Annotated in this window: 15 protein-coding genes; 4 read left to right on the top strand and 11 right to left on the bottom strand. The window is 57.9% G+C overall.

Features of this window, described 5'->3' with window-relative positions:
* Positions 1-75: 75 nt before the first annotated feature.
* Entirely contained in the window at positions 76-669 is a 594-nt protein-coding gene (locus OKC42_RS10850) for a hypothetical protein (protein ID WP_151285957.1), read from the top strand.
* A gap of 41 nt (positions 670-710) precedes the next feature.
* Here OKC42_RS10850 and OKC42_RS10845 read toward each other — a convergent pair whose 3' ends face one another.
* On the bottom strand, positions 711-1,715 hold the full coding sequence (locus OKC42_RS10845; RefSeq protein ID WP_270819656.1) for a Wadjet anti-phage system protein JetD domain-containing protein: 1,005 nt from the start codon (positions 1,713-1,715) through the stop codon (positions 711-713).
* 212 nt (positions 1,716-1,927) lie between these two features.
* On the opposite strand from OKC42_RS10845, the gene OKC42_RS10840 reads away from it, so the two are divergent.
* Complete coding sequence (locus OKC42_RS10840; protein ID WP_270819639.1) at positions 1,928-3,169, top strand: lipase family alpha/beta hydrolase; 1,242 nt, start codon at positions 1,928-1,930, stop codon at positions 3,167-3,169.
* Between the two features lie 479 nt (positions 3,170-3,648).
* Entirely contained in the window at positions 3,649-3,852 is a 204-nt protein-coding gene (locus OKC42_RS10835) for a hypothetical protein (protein ID WP_005352285.1), read from the top strand.
* Between the two features lie 77 nt (positions 3,853-3,929).
* On the opposite strand, the gene OKC42_RS10830 is transcribed toward OKC42_RS10835, so the two are convergent.
* The 10 genes from OKC42_RS10830 to cmoM all read right to left on the bottom strand — a co-directional run bounded on the left by OKC42_RS10830 (position 3,930) and on the right by cmoM (position 15,267).
* The gene (locus tag OKC42_RS10830; protein WP_151285955.1) at positions 3,930-4,760 is read right to left on the bottom strand and encodes a hypothetical protein; all 831 of its coding nucleotides are present in this window, start codon (positions 4,758-4,760) and stop codon (positions 3,930-3,932) included.
* 49 nt (positions 4,761-4,809) lie between these two features.
* Positions 4,810-5,313: a peptide deformylase gene (gene def / locus OKC42_RS10825; RefSeq protein ID WP_151285954.1), complete on the bottom strand. Its 504-nt coding sequence runs from the start codon at positions 5,311-5,313 to the stop codon at positions 4,810-4,812.
* Complete coding sequence (locus OKC42_RS10820) at positions 5,313-5,795, bottom strand: GNAT family N-acetyltransferase (protein WP_151285953.1); 483 nt, start codon at positions 5,793-5,795, stop codon at positions 5,313-5,315. The genes def and OKC42_RS10820 overlap by 1 nt, the downstream gene beginning before the upstream one ends.
* A gap of 141 nt (positions 5,796-5,936) precedes the next feature.
* Complete coding sequence (locus tag OKC42_RS10815) at positions 5,937-6,563, bottom strand: DJ-1/PfpI family protein (RefSeq protein WP_151285952.1); 627 nt, start codon at positions 6,561-6,563, stop codon at positions 5,937-5,939.
* A gap of 118 nt (positions 6,564-6,681) precedes the next feature.
* Complete coding sequence (locus OKC42_RS10810) at positions 6,682-7,179, bottom strand: GNAT family N-acetyltransferase (RefSeq protein WP_069528181.1); 498 nt, start codon at positions 7,177-7,179, stop codon at positions 6,682-6,684.
* 103 nt (positions 7,180-7,282) lie between these two features.
* The gene (locus OKC42_RS10805) at positions 7,283-7,669 is read right to left on the bottom strand and encodes a septal ring lytic transglycosylase RlpA family protein (protein ID WP_270819637.1); all 387 of its coding nucleotides are present in this window, start codon (positions 7,667-7,669) and stop codon (positions 7,283-7,285) included.
* Positions 7,670-7,924: 255 nt separating this feature from the next.
* Positions 7,925-12,352 (bottom strand): chromosome partition protein MukB, encoded by a 4,428-nt coding sequence (gene mukB / locus OKC42_RS10800; RefSeq protein ID WP_270819636.1) that lies wholly within the window; start codon positions 12,350-12,352, stop codon positions 7,925-7,927.
* A gap of 3 nt (positions 12,353-12,355) precedes the next feature.
* Positions 12,356-13,075: a chromosome partition protein MukE gene (mukE, locus tag OKC42_RS10795; protein WP_005336835.1), complete on the bottom strand. Its 720-nt coding sequence runs from the start codon at positions 13,073-13,075 to the stop codon at positions 12,356-12,358.
* Entirely contained in the window at positions 13,056-14,390 is a 1,335-nt protein-coding gene (gene mukF, locus OKC42_RS10790) for a chromosome partition protein MukF (protein ID WP_026034988.1), read from the bottom strand. The genes mukE and mukF overlap by 20 nt, the downstream gene beginning before the upstream one ends.
* Before the next feature lie 100 nt (positions 14,391-14,490).
* Positions 14,491-15,267, bottom strand: coding sequence for a tRNA uridine 5-oxyacetic acid(34) methyltransferase CmoM (gene cmoM, locus OKC42_RS10785; RefSeq protein WP_033113262.1), 777 nt, complete (start codon positions 15,265-15,267; stop codon positions 14,491-14,493).
* Between the two features lie 101 nt (positions 15,268-15,368).
* Between cmoM and elyC the strand changes: the two genes are divergently transcribed.
* Complete coding sequence (gene elyC / locus OKC42_RS10780) at positions 15,369-16,139, top strand: envelope biogenesis factor ElyC (protein ID WP_270819634.1); 771 nt, start codon at positions 15,369-15,371, stop codon at positions 16,137-16,139.
* The last annotated feature ends 8 nt before the right edge of the window (positions 16,140-16,147 follow it).

Here is a 16,147-nt window from a genome sequence, read left to right as displayed (position 1 = left end):
CTCAGAAGAGACCGACGTTCACTGCCGCAACTGCGCGGAAGAACCTGCATGACTTACATCTTTGAGGGATTATCTATGTCCAGGAATGCCGCTCTGCTCATCACCCTGAACCTGCTCGGGATCGCCCCTGCCCACGCCATCAGCGCCAAATATGCCGAGCAACTGGAACGATCCGGCTGCACCCAGGTCACCGAGGCGCAGGGTTGTGACATTCACAAAACCAAAGCGGAAAATGCCAAGGCGGGATTTGGCACGGCCGCCCCGGCCGCGGAGGGCGGTCTGAATCTGAGCTATGAGCAGAAGCTGGAGCGCTCGGGCTGCACTCAGGTGAGCGAGCTCAATGGCTGCGATATCAACAAAACCAAGGCTGAGAACGCCGCAGCCGGTGTTGGCAATGCTCCGGCCGCGGCAACCAGCAGCAGCCCCTATGCGGGCAGCTGGATTGCCACCTTCCCCCAAACCGGCGCCACCGTGGCCAATATCCACATCGATGGCAAGGATCAGGTGTGGGTCAACGACAAGAAGGTCAATGCCAAGAAATCTGATGGCGCGCTGGTGTTCAAGGATGGCATGGTCATCTACACCATTCAGGGGGATCGCCGCATCAAGGGTGAAGATGGCTGGGTCGATAATGATGCCGGCACCAAGGGGCCCATCAACGCCAAGTAAGCAGCTGACCACGAAATGACGGGGAGCGCGGGCTCCCTGTTTCACTCCTGATTGCCCATCGCTTCCAATGACCAGCTCCGCCAGTGAGGGGCCAGAATTAATACCTCCTGTTCCAGCCAAGTCCCCTCTGTGATCAGTTTATCGAGCCAGGGAACGCCTGCCGGCGAGCCATGATCATCGACCTGATCAGCCTGCTTCGTCACACGCCAGGGCACCTTGCCACTGTCCGTCGCAAAAGTGCGTACCGGACGGGCGTAGTGATCCAGATAAGGTTGCAACTCACAGGGAAGCCAGAGCATGGCCGGTCGATTTAGCTCACGCGCCAGCTCGATGGCAATATCGATACCCCGTTGATCGAGATCGCCAAAATGGGCCCACTGCACGCCCGCAGGCAGCAGCGGGATCAGCTGTTTGGCCAGGGTAGTATTGCGACCGGGGGCAAAAAGCAGCAGTTGCCCAGGTTGCAGCGGGTAGTCGACGAAGGCCCCCTTGTTCTCCACCGTAATGACCCGCTCCCCTTGCCAGCCGATGGCCGCCAGCGTGCCCAGAGTCCGCTCCGGCAACGCCAATTCCCCCAGCAGCGCCATCATTGCCGTCATATCGTGCTGCTGACCCTGCTGATCGACCAGTGAGAGCGGTTCGAGGGTACGGATGCGGATCACCTCATCCTGCGTGAGCGACAAGTTCGCAAGCTGTGGCGCGGCAAGGGATGCTGATCGCGGATGCTTGCTATCCCCATGCCAGAGAGCATAAAAGCAGGCCTGATTGAGCCGTGCAGGCAAACTCATCCCAAGGCTTCGCAGCTGCTTACGCTTGTCCGGTTCGGGGGGCGCTGCCCGTGCCAGTTGTCCGGTCAGAAAAGTCCGCCCCGCGTCGGTCAACACATAATGAGCACCTCGGCTAACCGGCTTGATCCCGGCCACTGCCTGCAACAGATCCTTCAACTCGCGGCCATGCCGACTCTCAAGGGAGCAGCCCTTTCCGTTCTGGCTATCGAACAACCGTGCACACAAATTCTGTACCCGCACCTCATCAAACAGCGACATCATCACCTCTCCATGTGGCTTCATATAACGAAGTAGAGGTGATTTTCCCTGTCATTACCGTGACCGGCTTCGCAAGCGGTTCTTATCAGCCCCGCCATGCATGGCCCGTTACTGGTAAACCCGCCACAAAGGGCGCAAGCTGGCTTGATATAGAGATACGCAGCGCTCTTCGCGACACGACAACGCGATACCCGCTTTCACAAGGGCTTGCCATGACCGACGCCACAGACCCATCGCCATCCTCTTCCTGGCATCTTTCGGATATCCGCGAGCTGGCGCACCTGCTGACTCTGGCGCTGCCCGCCGCGGTAGAGATCACCGAAGCGGTACATCAGGCGATACTGAGCGGTATGGGGCTTAAGGGACGAGATGAGGGAAAAACAGCCGGGATCACCGGGCTGGTCTACAAGGGGGTACATGGCGCCGCCAACACCTTGGGCAGCGGTATCAACCAATTGCTCAGCCGGCTGCCAGCCACACCGCCTCCCCACCAGATCCCCGAAACCCCAAAACGTGCGGCCCTGATCGCCACGCTCAACGGCGTGTTGGGGGACAAGCTGGTCGAGCACCACAATGCCCTCGCCACCCCCATGACCCTGCGCTATCAGGGCAAGCCCCTCGATTGGCAAGCGATGCCGGAGGATCTACCCCGCGAGGGACGGGTGCTGCTGATGATCCATGGCCTCTGCATGAACGATCTGCAGTGGCAGACCGAGCACCAAGGCAAGCCGGTCAATCACGGGGAACAACTTGCCAACGCGCTTGGCTATCAACCTCTTTACCTGCGCTACAACTCGGGCCTGCCCATTTCACAAAACGGGCAGCAACTTGCCCTGTTGCTGGAGCAGTTGCTCGCCCACTGGCCGGGAGAGCTAAAAGAGATAACGATAATGGGCTACAGCATGGGCGGACTGGTTGCCCGCAGCGCCCGCCACCATGCCGGCGTGGCCGGGCTCACCTGGCCTGCGCACCTTGCCAACCTGATATTTCTCGGCACACCACACCACGGCGCGCCGCTCGAACACGCCGGTCACTGGCTGGAGCAGTTGCTGCCCGCCACCGCCTACAGCGAGCCCTTCGTCAGACTGGCGCGGCTGCGCAGTGCAGGCATCAGGGATCTGCGCCACGGCAAGGTGAGCGATACCGTTGCACGGCCGGATCCCGCCGTCCCCTCACAGGATCCTCGCACGCCACTCCCCTTGCCCTGTGGCGTCAACTGCTATGCCATTGCCGCGACCACTGCCGCCAAGCGCAGCCTGCTGGCCGACCGGCTGATTGGCGATGGACTGGTGCCGCTACGCAGCGCCCTCGGTCAGCACAGCGAGGCGCGTCATCAGCTTGCCTTCCTCCCCGCCCATACCCTGATCGTCTATCGCACCAGCCATATGGCCCTGCTCGCCAGCCCGCAAGTGGGCCAGCAACTGCTGCGCTGGCTCGACCCCTTGCAGTTATAGCGAGCTGGCTATTAAAGCAACAGAGTGCTGGTTCACAAAGGAGCCCTCTGGCACTCTGGGACGTCAAAGGGAAGACCCACACTGACACCTGATGTGTCCCCACTGCAAAGGAGCGCCACCGATGGCCAAAGCAAGCAAGAAAGAGATCAAGAAGAAGATCGCCGCTCGTCTTGAGAAAATTGCCAAGCATGAAGGCAAGATCAAGAAGCTGAAGAAGGCCCTGAAGTAGGGCCCATCGCATAAGAAAAACCGCCAGCTGGCGGTTTTTTCATCCCTTTTTGCCCCTCTCCCATCGCTTTTGATACCGATGGACTTGATGTAAACGCCTCAAGCGCACCTCAGCAGAACAACCCGACTGAAGCCACGCACGTTCTCATCGCTGATATTTGGTCTAACAGCGCCAATCGGGCGCCGCGCGCGCCCATGCCAGCAACTACCTTCAACGGAGTGTTTGATATGTGCCAGCAGTGGAGCGCCATATGTACTCTTACACCCTCACCTTCAAGGAAGATGTCGATCGCCTGACTGCCCCCGAGCAAGAGATCACCTTGCAGAGCCCCGCTCAGGCGGGGGATTTTATTATCCTCTCCGACGGCAGCCGCCATCAGGTGATGTTTGTCACCCACCGCGCCCACTACAGCAGCCTCTATCTCGATAAAGGGGTCAGGGTGCCGCAAAGCTAGCGAATCATCTGTCAGTTAGCGAAAGCAAAAGAGCGGCACCTGGCCGCTCCTTGATCTCTCTTTATATGGATTTGCTGTCACAGCACCTTGATCACCGGTTGGTGCACTATCTCGACGTCGTCTTTATAGACCACCAGCTCACCCGGTGGCACTCCTCGCTCACCCAATACGGTGACAACGCACTCGTAGCGATAGGGGCCGCTCGTGAACAGATAGGTATGATTGCCCCCCGTCCCCTCCACCCTGACGGTGCCATTTTTTAGCACCAGATCCGGCTTGTCGGCGAGCGTCTTGCCCTTGGCCCAGGAGGCGTAGCGATAGTGGCCATCATCCAACTCGTCGATGCGGATGGTAAATTTCTCGGTCTGCCACATCAGCTCGGGGCTCTTGTACTCCCGCACACTGGGATGCAGACCGCTCTTCTCCCTGGCGATAAGCTCGGCTTTCAATTTGGCTGCCTGCGCCGTCTGATGATTGATACCGATCACCTTGCCATCAAAATCCATCCAGACCTCGCCACTGCCCAGCATGATGCCGCGCCAGCCCATGGTCTGCCAATCCTGCCCGACCCGGGAGGTAGCGATGCTTTTTAATATGGCGTCATCAAATACCTCGCCAAATCGGTTCATCATCTCCGCCGGGGTTTTGATGGCGGGAATGGGATACTCCTGCTTGAAGGGGTACTTCATCTGGTTGGCAAGGGCCTGATGATCCCGGGCTTCTGCCGCATCGACCAACTGCTGCACAAAGGGGCGATATTCGGCCGGCAGCTGCTCTTCATCGGCTGATACGGGGAGTGCGGCCCACAATGTTCCCAGCAACAGCAGGGCCTTCAGCCCATAACGTCCCCGCACCTCATTGCTATTGCGGCCAAACAGTGCCCTGACATTCCATCTTGCCACTTTCATTCTGCCTGCTCTCCACATAACTAAAACGGCCAGCCACTATCCGCAGACATTAGCTGGCGGACTTCAGAGATTTTTTAACTCGTTTGAGTGCCATCTGCCGCTTGAGCGGTGACAGGTAATCAATGAACAAGTTGCCATCCAGATGATCAATTTCATGCTGCATGACAATGGCCAAAAAATCGCAGCTCTCGATGGTGATCGGATTGCCTTTTCGATCCAGAGCAGATACCACCACCGAGCTGTAACGCTCGACATCCGCGTAGTAATACGGCACGGAGAGACAGCCCTCTTGTCCAAGCACCTTTTCAGTACCGCTTATCACTTGTGGATTAATCAAAACCAGCGGCTGATCCCTGCTCTCGGACAAGTCGATAATAACGACGGCCTCTTTACGCCCGACTTGGGTCGCGGCCAAACCAATCCCGTTTTCCGTCGCATACAGGGTCTCCAGCATGTCATCGATCAGCCCCTGTACGGCAGCGATATCCTCAACTCGCTCGGCCTTTATCCTCAACCTGGGATCGGGAGCCGTCAAGATATTCAAAATCGCCATCACAACTCTCCATTAACCACTTTTTTCAATCCGAGGTCACAGCCCAACGGCCGGGACATGGAGACAAACGCCTGATCCTCTTCGACCACGTTGTAACCAAGGCGCTCATAAAACCGTATCGCCCCATGGTTCTCTGTGAAGCTGGACAAGGTGACCCGGCATTTCCCCTCACGCTCAGCCTCCTGATGCAGCCGTTCCATCACGGCAGCGCCAAGCTGCCACCCCTGATACTGAGGGAAAATGATCAGCAGATGAACATGCTGGGCATCCTCATATGGCTTGCTACATAACAGACCAATGCGTTCTCCCCCATGCAGGATCCACGAAAACCATTGCGGCCGATATGAGCTGGTTAGTCGCTCGCGTTGAAATTGGTCATCCCAGCCAAAGAGCGACTCAACATAGGGAAAAATCCCCTGTTTCACGGCAGTAAAGACCAGCTCAAATTCACTTTGCGGCACATTAATCAGCTCAATATCCATCTCTTTCCCTGCTCAAGCCATATTGAAAAATAAACCAACAGATAAATGATTAAAACATACTGATAGCCACAAAGCTCTACCCTGAACACCCTATATAAAACACCAAGCTATTTTGTATTACTTCAACAAAAATACGTATATTTAGCAGATACCATCTTCGAGAAACCCCATCCCCTCTTTAATTCTCTCCAGATTGGCTTTTGAGGTAAGCATCTCCACGACAAGAAACGCAACGTCCATTGCAGTGGACGGGCTACGTGAAGTGATAATATTCCCATCGATAACGATAGGTTGATTCAGTACCTGTACACCATACTCTTGCATCTGCAGTTGCCGTTTCTGACTCAGATGATAAGTCGTACCATTGCGACCACTTAGCACACCACTTTTGGCAATAGGCAATGCCCCCACGCACACCGAAGCAACAACTTTTCCCTTGGCATCAAAATCTTTAATCCATGCCAATAGCCTTGGATCATACGCATCATTATAAAAGCCTGCACGGCTCATACCTCCCGGTATTACTAGGGCATCAAACTCTTCGATATCTATTTCATCAAACAGACATTCCGGTTCGATCGTAAAATTCCATGCACATTTAACTCGTTGGTGAAAACCAACTGTAGTTAACTGTATGGGCTCAAGGCCATAAGTTGTCGTCCAACCAAAGGCATCTGTAAATACTGATGCCTCATACTCTTCAACCCCATTACACAAAAATAGAATTACTTTTGAATTTCGCTTCCTTTCTGAGTTCACTCTATCCATCCTGTAATCAACATGAACTAACATTTGCCACAAAACACTTTAATAACCGTTGCATGGTAATATACCATGCTAATTTTTCACGAAGAAAGGTAATCAAAACTCTAAATTGTGACATAACTTAAATCAGCTTAGCCATTAAGTATTCATCAACATATTCACCATCAACTTTCATCGAGTTTCGCTTTATTCCCTCGACCTCAAAACCACAAGCGTGATAAAGAGCACAAGCTCGGACATTATGACACATGACATTTAACTCCATACGGGTAAAAGTCCGCGCTGTTGCCCACTCTTCCAGCGCAGAAAACAACTTTTTACCAAATCCCTGTCCGGTTGTAGATTGTTGAATACCGATAACACAATACAAGACATGTTTATTGCGATTTGCTGGTTGACCAATGCCGACAATAAAGCCTGCAATCTCATCGTGCTCTGCCAGTACCAGCATGACTTTGTTGTTTGCATCGACAAACGAAGCCAATATTTGAGCTTGCTCAACCTCTGTCGTAGTTCGCTCTCCCGGTTCATAGAGCATAAAGGTTGTTTCACTGTCGAGTCGGTTCATTAACGCCAATATATTATGCGCATCAGATACACTAACTTTTCTCACTTCCATATGATGGCCTCAGATTAAATAGTTAATGTCAAGTTATGCAAATATTTATGAAGGTTTATCGATTTTATATCATCTGAAGTTATCCACTTCCAGTTGTTCGATATTAAAGAACCTCAACCTTTACCTTGATAACTCCATCGCGAATATTGCCGATGGTGCTAAAAGCCGATTTGGAGAGATCAATAATACGCCCCCTTTTAAAGGCGCCGCGGTCATTGACCTTGACCACTACACTCTTGCCGTTGGCGAGGTTGGTGACCCGCACCATGGCGCCAAAGGGCAATTCCATATGGGCGGCGCTATTGAGGTTGTTGCGATAGAGCTCGCCGCTGGCGGTCTTTTTGCCGTGATAGCGGTCGGCATAATAACTGGCATAGCCGGTTTCGCTATAGCCGCGCCAGCTGCCGCCGTGACTCTCGTCATAACGGCTGCTACAGGCGGCCAGCAGCAGGCAAAGAGATAACTGCAGCCCTTTCTGGATATATTGCACCTTTCCCCTCTCCTCTCTTCTTTTCGCTATGCGCAATTTTTCTTCTTCGATGCGACCGGTGACGCTGGCGACACACTTGCAGGCGGGAGCTCTCACCTTGCCATAGATCCAAGGCACTCACCATGTTACTCGCCTTGTTGTCAGGCAGCAGCGACCGTGCGGCTACTTTGCCATATCTTCCATGTAAAAAGGGAGGCAAATGCCTCCCTTTCAACTAGTTACCAGTCATCCCGTGTCGGATGGGCCAGAGACTTCTCAGGCAATCAGCTTGTCATCGGTAAAGCCGAAGCCGCGCAGGCCTACCACATGCACATGCTCGTGCTTGCCCTGTACCTTGCGGATGAGCTTGTAGGTCGTGCCCTTCTCGGGACTGATGTTCTCGGGCGCCGCGATAAGCAGCTGCATATCCTGCCGCTCGCACAGCTCGAACAGGGTGGCGATGGATTTGCCATCCAGACGGGCTGCTTCGTCGAGGAACAACAGACGGCAGGGGGCGATATCCTTGCCGCGCAGACGGCGGGACTCCTCCTCCCAGCTGATCAGCACCATCAGCAGGATGGCCTGACCGGTACCGATCGCCTCGCCGGTAGAGAGCGCGCCGCTCTCGGCCCGCAGCCAGCCGTCGGCGCCACGCTGCACCTCGATCTCCAGCTCCAGATAGTTGCGATAGTCGAGCAGCACGTCGCCCATCACCTGATAGCTGCGATCCCCCTGCTCGATCTGCGGGTTCAGGCGCTGGAACAGCTTGGCCATCGCCTCGGAAAAGCTGAGCTCCTTGTCGGCGAACAGATCGTTGTGCATGGCGGTTTGATCGGCCAGCGCCGTCAGCAAACGGGTGTGGGCCTCGCGGATATTGACGTTGAGGCGCACCCCGCGCACCAGACCGAAGGCGATGTTCTGCAAGCCCTGGTTGAGCACCCGGATGCGGTTCTGCTCGCGGCGGATAATGTTGGTGATCTTGGCCGCCACCTCGTGGGAGGAGAGCGACAGATGGGTTTCCCGCTGCTTGAGCTCGTCAGCCAGACGCGCCAGCTCGATCTCCATCTCCTCGATCGCCTCGACCGGATCATCGGAGCGGATGATGTCGTTGCGAATGCGATCTTTCAGGTAACGGTAGACCTGCACGTAGAAGGCCACTTTCTGCTCGGTGCTGCGGTTGCCCTCGGAGAGGCGCAGCGCATCGCGCAGGGCTTCGTCGTGGGCCACCGCTACCCGTAGGGCGCCGAGGGCCTTGTCCGACATGGAGCGCAGCTCGTCGCTGTCAAGATAAGCCAGTTCACGCTTGTTGAGGCGCTTCTCGACGTCGGTCTCCCGCGCCAGTCGCACCACCCGTGACCAGCTCGCCTTGTGACCCACCAGAGATTTACGGGCGCTGTAGTAATCCTTGCCTTCGAGCTTGAGACGGCCGCCAAGGGATTCGATCTCGCGCTTGGTGACCTGCAACTGGGCCTCGGCGCTGGTGCGACGGGAACGGGTACGGATCAGCAGCTCTTCAATCTCTTTCTTGTGAGCGCGCGCCTTCTCTTCCATGTCGTCAGAGAGGGTCAGGCCCATGGCCGCCAGCTCCTGCTCGAACTCGGTCAGGGTCTGGCGCTTGGCCTCGACGCTGGAGTTAAGCGCAGTGCGCAGTTGCAACGCCTCGGTGTGGCGCTGGGTAATCTGCTTGTGCTGCTCGCCAGCGGTGCGGGCCGCCAGCTCAGCCGCTTTCAGCTTCTCTTTGAGCCGCTCGCTCATCTCGGAGGCCTTGCCCAGCAGGTTTTGTGCATCCTGATAGGCAAAGTGCGGCAGACGGGCCACCAGCTGATCGAGGGCGTAGCAACGGCGCTTCTGCTCGGCCAGCAGGTTGCTCACCTCATCGTAAGCTGCCTGCAGCGCCGCAAGATCCTGCGGATCCTGACGCAGAACCTGCACCATGGTTTCCAGTTTTTCCAGCGACTTGCCGTGTTTGGCGATAAAAGCTTCGGCCTGTTTCAGGGCTTCCACATCGGCGTGAGCCGCCTCGAGGCGGGCCGCCAGATCAGTCTCGGCAAACAGGTGAGCAAAGGGCAGCATCCCCTGCACCAGCTGGATATGGCGAGTCAGCTGAGCGGCGGCCGCTTTGGCATCACTCAGCTGCTTGTCGCACTCGCCGATGGCTGCTTGCAAGGCGCGCAGTTCGGCCTGTTTGGCCTGCACTTCGGCTTCGGGGTCGGGGCGGAAGGCGATATCCAGATGCTGGCCGATAAAGTCGCGGAAGTGACCGTAGAGACGGTGGTACTTCTGCTGCTCGAAGGCGGCCTTGGCGTAACCCTCGATGAGCCCTTCTCGCTCAAGGTCGAGCTGCTCGATCCGTTTCTCCCGGGCGGCGCGACCAAACAGCGGCAGCTCGGGGTAGCGGGAGAAGCGCACCTGACGCTTGCTGGTGCGCACCAGTACGGCGTCCCCCAGCTCGTCCGCTTCCACCAGATCCTCGTCAAAGGAGTCTGGGTTGCCCTGAATGAGGTAGATATCCTCCGGGCAATCTTCCAGCTTTTTCAGCCGCTCGATGGCGCCCTCAAGGTCCAGCACCACCAAAGCGCTGCGAGCCGGGCCATAGAGCGCCGAGTAGTAAGGGGCATCGTCGATGGAGATGTCGTCATAGACATCGGAGAGCAGCACGCCCCCCACCTGCTCGGCGATGCGGGCAAGACGGGGATCCGCCTCGCCAGCTCCCAGCTGCAGGTTGCGAATTTGCAGCTCCAGCGCCTGTTTCTGCGCCGCGATGCGGTTGCTCTCCTGCTCGAACTCGCGCTCCTTGTCGAGCACAGTCTGCATACCGGCCGAAAGCTCTTCGGCGGTAGTCAGCGGCAGACCGCTCTGCTCGCGCAGCTGCTCGAGCTTTTCAAAGGATTTGAGCCAGCGCGGCGCCAGCTTGGTGAGATCGCTGATATCGCGCCCCAGCTGGGTGCCCTGATGCTCGAGGCTGGCGCGGCGCTGATTCACCTCCGCCTGCTGCTCGGAGAGCTCCTCCTGACGGGTGCGCTGGGCTTCGAGGAAGATCTCCAGCTCATCGCTGCTGGCAATCAGCTGGCCAGAGGCCTGCTGCAGCTCGTCACGCAGCTTGAAGAGACTCTTCTGGCTTTCGCTCTCTTTCTCGAGGCGAGCCAGCGCGGCGCGCAGCCCCTGCCCCTGGGCAATACGGGCCTTGTCTTCGATGTGACGCTTGAGCAGCGCCTGCGCGGTGGGCCAGGCGGCCTCGCGCACTGTCTCGGGGGCGATGCTCAAAAGCAGCGCCAGCGCCGCTTCGTGCTCGGCCACCGCTGCCTTGGCCAGCGCCAATTGCTGTTCGGCCCCCAGCACCCGGCTGGTGAGGCTCTGCTCGGCGGCGCGGAACTGGTGCAGGGTGTCGCTCGCCTGTTCGGCAGTCAGCCCCGGCAGCTCGCACTGCTCGCGGGCAGCATCGAGAGCCTGCACCGCCTGACGGTACTGGATAGCGCGGGTCTGCTGGATATCGAGCGCCTGCTGGTAGTCGGCCAGCTGGGTCTTGAGACTGTCTACTTCTGCCTGTGCCAGCTCCTTGCGCTCTTCCACTTCCAGCAGCTGGCCGTGGATCTCTTCCACTACCGCCTGCTGCTGCTCGAGTTTGTCAGAGAGATCCGCCAGATCGGCGCGGTACATCTCGATCTTCTTCTGCAAGGAAACCGCCGCCATCACCTTGGCCAGATGCTCGGAGGCAGACTCCAGCTCGTCGGTCAGCAATTTTTCGCGGTTGGTGAGCTGCTCCACTTCATCGGCCAGATAGATGGCGCGCTGCTTCTCTTCGGCCAGAATGCGGCGCTTGTCGGCCAGCTCCTGGCGCGCCTTGAGGGCCAGCTCGGAGAGGCGGCTCTTCTCGGCGGCGTTGCGCACATAGTCCGCCGCCACATAGTGGGTGGTCTCGGTGATCAGGTTCTTGAACAGATCACGCTGACCCTGGGTTTCCTTGATCGCTTCCAGCGTGCGGCGGTTTTCATAGATGGCCGCCTCCATGTCTGCAAACGCCTTGCGCACCCCGGAGTTCTCCGGCAGCAGGTATTCGCGCAGGGAACGGCTGATGGACGAGGAGATGCCGCCGTAGAGGGAGGCTTCGATCAGGCGATAGAACTTGCCGCGATCTTTTTGATCACGCAGCTTCTTCGGGGTGATGCCGAACTCGAACATGAAGTTGTGATAGTCGGTCACCGTATTGAATTTGGCGACTTTCAGCGCCCCCAGCTCGGCGGCCGCCCCTTTCAGATCGGTAAAGGCGCGCACCCGCCCCTTGCCGCCATCAAGCTTCTCCAGCAGCAGATCGGTCGGTGCCAGATTCTCCGGCACATCCACCAGCGCAAACGGGGTGATGTTGACCTTGTTGTCACGGTTGGCCACCTGTTCGAGGTGCACGCCGACCCAGATCCGCTGTTCGCGGCTGTTCATCACTTCCAGAAGTGAGTAGCAGTGGCCGCGCTGCAGCTTGCCGTAGAGCCCCTTGTCACGGGAGGCGCTGCTGGAGCCCGCTTCCGTGGTATTGCGGAAGTGAAGCAGTGACTGGTCGGGGATGAGCGCCGCGATAAAGGCCGCCATGGTGGTGGACTTGCCCGCGCCGTTGCCGCCGGAAAGGGTGGTGACCAGCTGGTCGAGATCGAAGGTCCGGGCAAAGAAGCCGTTCCAGTTGACCATGGTCAGGGATTTGAACTTGCCTCGCACCGGTTATACCTCCAGATCCAGTTGTTCTTCATCGAGATCCGCCTCGATGTCATCAAAGAGCGAGTCGCTGCTCGGCATTTCGTCGTCATGGAAGATGGCTTCACCCTCCTGGATCATCCGCAGCTGGACGGCGCGCGGATCTTCATCAGAGCGCACATCCGCGGCGAAACGGAACACCGATTCGTTGACCCGGAATTTATCCCCGTTGCCAAGGGCGGTGATCATGCCAAGGCGGCGCAGACGGCGCATGGAGGTACGGATCTTTTCGAGCAACTTCTTCTTGTCGAGATCGGTACCGCCGGAGCGGCTGTTGACCATCCGCAGCAGCTGCTTCTCGTCGGCGAGGCTCAGCACCTCTTCTTGCAGCTCGGCCATGGCGAATACCCCTTCCGAGGCCAGACGATCCGGGCTCAGGTAGAGGTAGCAGAGCACCTTGCCCACCAGCATATCGAGCTCGGAGAGCACAGTAGTGCCGATGTCGGAGCTCGGGCGCGGGCGCAGGTAGAAGAAGCCTTCCGGCGCCTTGATCAGCTCCACCTGATAGCGGCCGTAGAAGATCTCCAGCTCGCTGTGATATTCGACCAGCGCCGAATGCTGCTCGAACTCGTCGGCACTGATGTGACGGCCGGAGCGCAAGGCGGTGTCGATGCGCGGAAACAAGGGGTTGGCAATCGCCTCTGCAAGGCGCAGCGGCAAGGGAAACTCAGAATTGATCAATGACATAGGCCTGAACCTTGGATCCAGCTTGGTTAATGGGTTTCCATGCGGGTTGGCGATGCAGTTCGCGCTCGCCGCTGGCATGGCCCAGGCGCACGGCCTGGTCGATCAGAAGACGCGCCACATCGAAGTGGGCATGAGCCGGATAGTCCAGCAGGTATTCCCGCAGCACATCGGCCAGATCCAGCTGCTGGCCCTGCTCGGGGTAGCGGGCCAGATAGCGCTCGATACGCTCGGCCAGCTCCTGGTTGATGTCCACCATCTCGACGTACTCCATCTCGAGGGGCACCTCACCGGTTACCTCCTCGTCGTGGATGGCGATGGTTTCGTCGCGCAGCTCCAGCAAGCGGGGCTCTTCGGCCACCCGCAGCTGCCAGTTGTGTTGCTCGAAATTGCGGATGGACTCGCGCAGCCGCTGGCTGAAGGCGCGGTTCTTGTCCATGTCGATGGCGTTGCGGATAAATTTGTGGACGTGCCTGTCGTAGCGGGACCAGAGCTCGATGCACTGCTGACCCCAGCTGGTGATGACGTCAAGGCGCCCTTGCAAGGCGTGAGTCAGCTCCTCGACGTGGAACAGATCGTCGCGCCCCTGCGCCGCTTCCTGAATGTTGAGCAGCCCCGCCTGCAAGCGGTGGCCAGCAGCGTCCAGGGTATCCTGCAGCTCGCGCAGGGTCTGGCCGGTCTCGTGCAGCAGCTTTTCGCAGCTGTGAATGGCATCGACCCAGTTCTGGGTCAGCAGGGCCGCTATCTCGCTCTTGACCTGATTTTGCTGCTCATCCATGGCGCGCTGGGTGAGATCAATCCGCCCCAGGGTCTCTTCCAGCGAGAAGGTGAGGCGCGGCAGCACCTCGGCATCCCACTGCTCGCGGGTGTTGGTTTCAAGCGCCGCCTTGCGGGCGGTGTCGAGCTCGGCAGCCAGATGTTCGAGCAGAATGGAGAGCTTGATGGAGTCAACCTGACGCTGATCCATAAAGAAGTCGACGATGCTCACACCCAGGCGCGACAGGCGGTAGAGGCTCTCCCCCGCAACCATGTCGGTGTTGAAGCGCGACAGCAGTTGCTGGCGAATAAGATCGTTGATGGCATTGTTGGCGCGACCGGTGAGGGTCTCGTCCATCTGGCCGAAAGCGCTGCTGACATAGCCAAAGGCGTCGTGCAGCGCCGCTTCCGACAGGTCCGACTCATCTTCGGACAGGGTCTTGATTGCAATCAGAAAGGCCAGCCGGTCGGTCGGCAGGCTCAGCGCCAACCCCTCCTGCCTGACCCACCCTACTAGCTCCGGCAAAGAACGCTCTGGCAGGGTACGGGATGTACTCATCATGATGTTGTCATCTCGTTGTTGTATTGGGCGCAAAATCGTGCGCGCGGCTACATCCGGTAGCATCGAAAACATGGTTCACATCAACGTGAACCGCGAGCCGTCAGCTGGCCGGCTTCTGGGCCATGACATGGATATAGCGACCGAGGGAAACAAAAGGCTCCTGACGGCAATATTGCTGCTCCATGGCCAGCAGATCGTCGAACTTCTCCACCTGATCCTGCTTGTGACGCATATAGTCGTGGATCACCCGCACCCCGGTCTTGCCGATGATGCGCAGCCCCCCGCGACCAATCCAGTCATAGACCTGCTCCGGCAACTGGGGATTGGTGGGCGTAAGCGCAGTCTGGCGCTTCTTGCGAAGACCAAGGCGCACATAGTCAAAATTGCCCACCACCAGGCTCTGGAACAGCAAACCATGACGGTTGTAGAAAAGCAGCGACAGTATGCCCCCGGCATTGACGAAAGGGAACAGACCCAGCAAGGTCTGGCGCGGCTCGGCAAGCCACTCCAGCACCGCATGGCAGAGCACCAGATCAAAGGTACCGGTCACGTGTTGCTTCAGATCCTGAATGGGGCAATGGATGAGACGAATTTTGTCTTCCAGCCCCTTCTCGGCGATCTGGCTGCGGGCCAGTTCCAGCATTTCTGCTGACAGATCGCACAGCTCCACCTGATGGCCCATGGCTGCCAGCTTCTGGGCGAAATAGCCAAAACCGCCCCCCGCATCGAGGATGCGCAGCGGTCGGTTGCCAAGGCGGGCCAGGCAGGCTTCGATGTCGCTCCAGACAATGGTGGTGCGGATGCGCCCCTTGGTGGAGTCGTAAATGTTGCGGGCGAACTTGTCGGCGCGCCCGTCAAAACTCTGATCGTGCTTCAAGGAGAAACTCAACATTAGCGCCACAGGGTTGTGGCCATCCCAAAAAAGAGAGGTATTCTGTCACATCCCGAATTTGCTGAAAACTCAAGGAAGTGTCTGTCGTGTTTGTGCTCAAAAAGTGGCTGGGTCAGCTGTTGATGCCGCTCCCCTTCTCCCTCTCCCTGCTGCTGGTCGCCCTGCTGCTGCTCTGGTTCACCCGTTTTCAGAAAACCGGCAAACTGCTGGCCACTCTCTCGCTGCTCATTGTGGCCCTGATGGGGATGCGGCCGGTGAGCTATGAACTGGCCCGCGGGCTGGAGCAAACCTTCCCGCCGTTCGAGGTGAGCCAGCATCCCAACATCGACGCCATCGTGGTGCTCGGCAATGGTCATGTCAGCGACCCGGCGGTGCCGATGCGCAGTTGGCAGAACAATATCGCCCTGGCCCGCACCCTCGAAGGGGTTCGCCTCGCCCAGGCCTATCCGGACGCCGAGCTGGTGTTCTCCGGCTATGTGTCGGGGGATACGCTCTCCAATGCCGAGGTCAATGCCCGGATGGCCGAGAGCCTTGGCATATCCCGTTCGCGAATGACGTTGTTTGAAAACAACAAAGACACTCATGATGAAGCGGTCAGTATCAGCCGCCATCTGAAAGGAAAAGAGGTGGCACTGGTTAGTTCGGCCACTCATTTGCCACGCGCCATGGCCCTCTATCAGGGTCAGGGACTCAAGGCCGTGCCGGCCCCCACAGATTACACCGCCAAGCAGAGCCAGGTACCCCAGCCGCTCTACAGTTATTTGCCCAAAGGGCGTTATTTGATGTATTCCGAAGCTGCCATCCACGAATGGATTGGGGTATGGTGGGCTCGCTTGCGGGGGCAGGTTAACGAATGAGCGATCAA

This window comes from Aeromonas sp. Y311-2, from assembly GCF_027706025.1.
Taxonomy (GTDB): domain Bacteria; phylum Pseudomonadota; class Gammaproteobacteria; order Enterobacterales; family Aeromonadaceae; genus Aeromonas; species Aeromonas veronii.
This window is presented reverse-complemented; position numbering and strand designations above follow the sequence as displayed.

Bases quoted from the DNA above. Each gene is read 5' to 3' on its own strand.
- OKC42_RS10850 (WP_151285957.1), top strand. From the start codon at position 76: ATGTCCAGGAATGCCGCTCTGCTCATCACCCTGAACCTGCTCGGGATC.
- OKC42_RS10845 (WP_270819656.1), bottom strand. From the start codon at position 1,715: ATGTCGCTGTTTGATGAGGTGCGGGTACAGAATTTGTGTGCACGGTTG.
- OKC42_RS10840 (WP_270819639.1), top strand. From the start codon at position 1,928: ATGACCGACGCCACAGACCCATCGCCATCCTCTTCCTGGCATCTTTCG.
- OKC42_RS10835 (WP_005352285.1), top strand. From the start codon at position 3,649: ATGTACTCTTACACCCTCACCTTCAAGGAAGATGTCGATCGCCTGACT.
- OKC42_RS10830 (WP_151285955.1), bottom strand. From the start codon at position 4,760: ATGAAAGTGGCAAGATGGAATGTCAGGGCACTGTTTGGCCGCAATAGC.
- def (WP_151285954.1), bottom strand. From the start codon at position 5,313: ATGGCGATTTTGAATATCTTGACGGCTCCCGATCCCAGGTTGAGGATA.
- OKC42_RS10820 (WP_151285953.1), bottom strand. From the start codon at position 5,795: ATGGATATTGAGCTGATTAATGTGCCGCAAAGTGAATTTGAGCTGGTC.
- OKC42_RS10815 (WP_151285952.1), bottom strand. From the start codon at position 6,563: ATGGATAGAGTGAACTCAGAAAGGAAGCGAAATTCAAAAGTAATTCTA.
- OKC42_RS10810 (WP_069528181.1), bottom strand. From the start codon at position 7,179: ATGGAAGTGAGAAAAGTTAGTGTATCTGATGCGCATAATATATTGGCG.
- mukE (WP_005336835.1), bottom strand. From the start codon at position 13,075: ATGTCATTGATCAATTCTGAGTTTCCCTTGCCGCTGCGCCTTGCAGAG.
- mukF (WP_026034988.1), bottom strand. From the start codon at position 14,390: ATGATGAGTACATCCCGTACCCTGCCAGAGCGTTCTTTGCCGGAGCTA.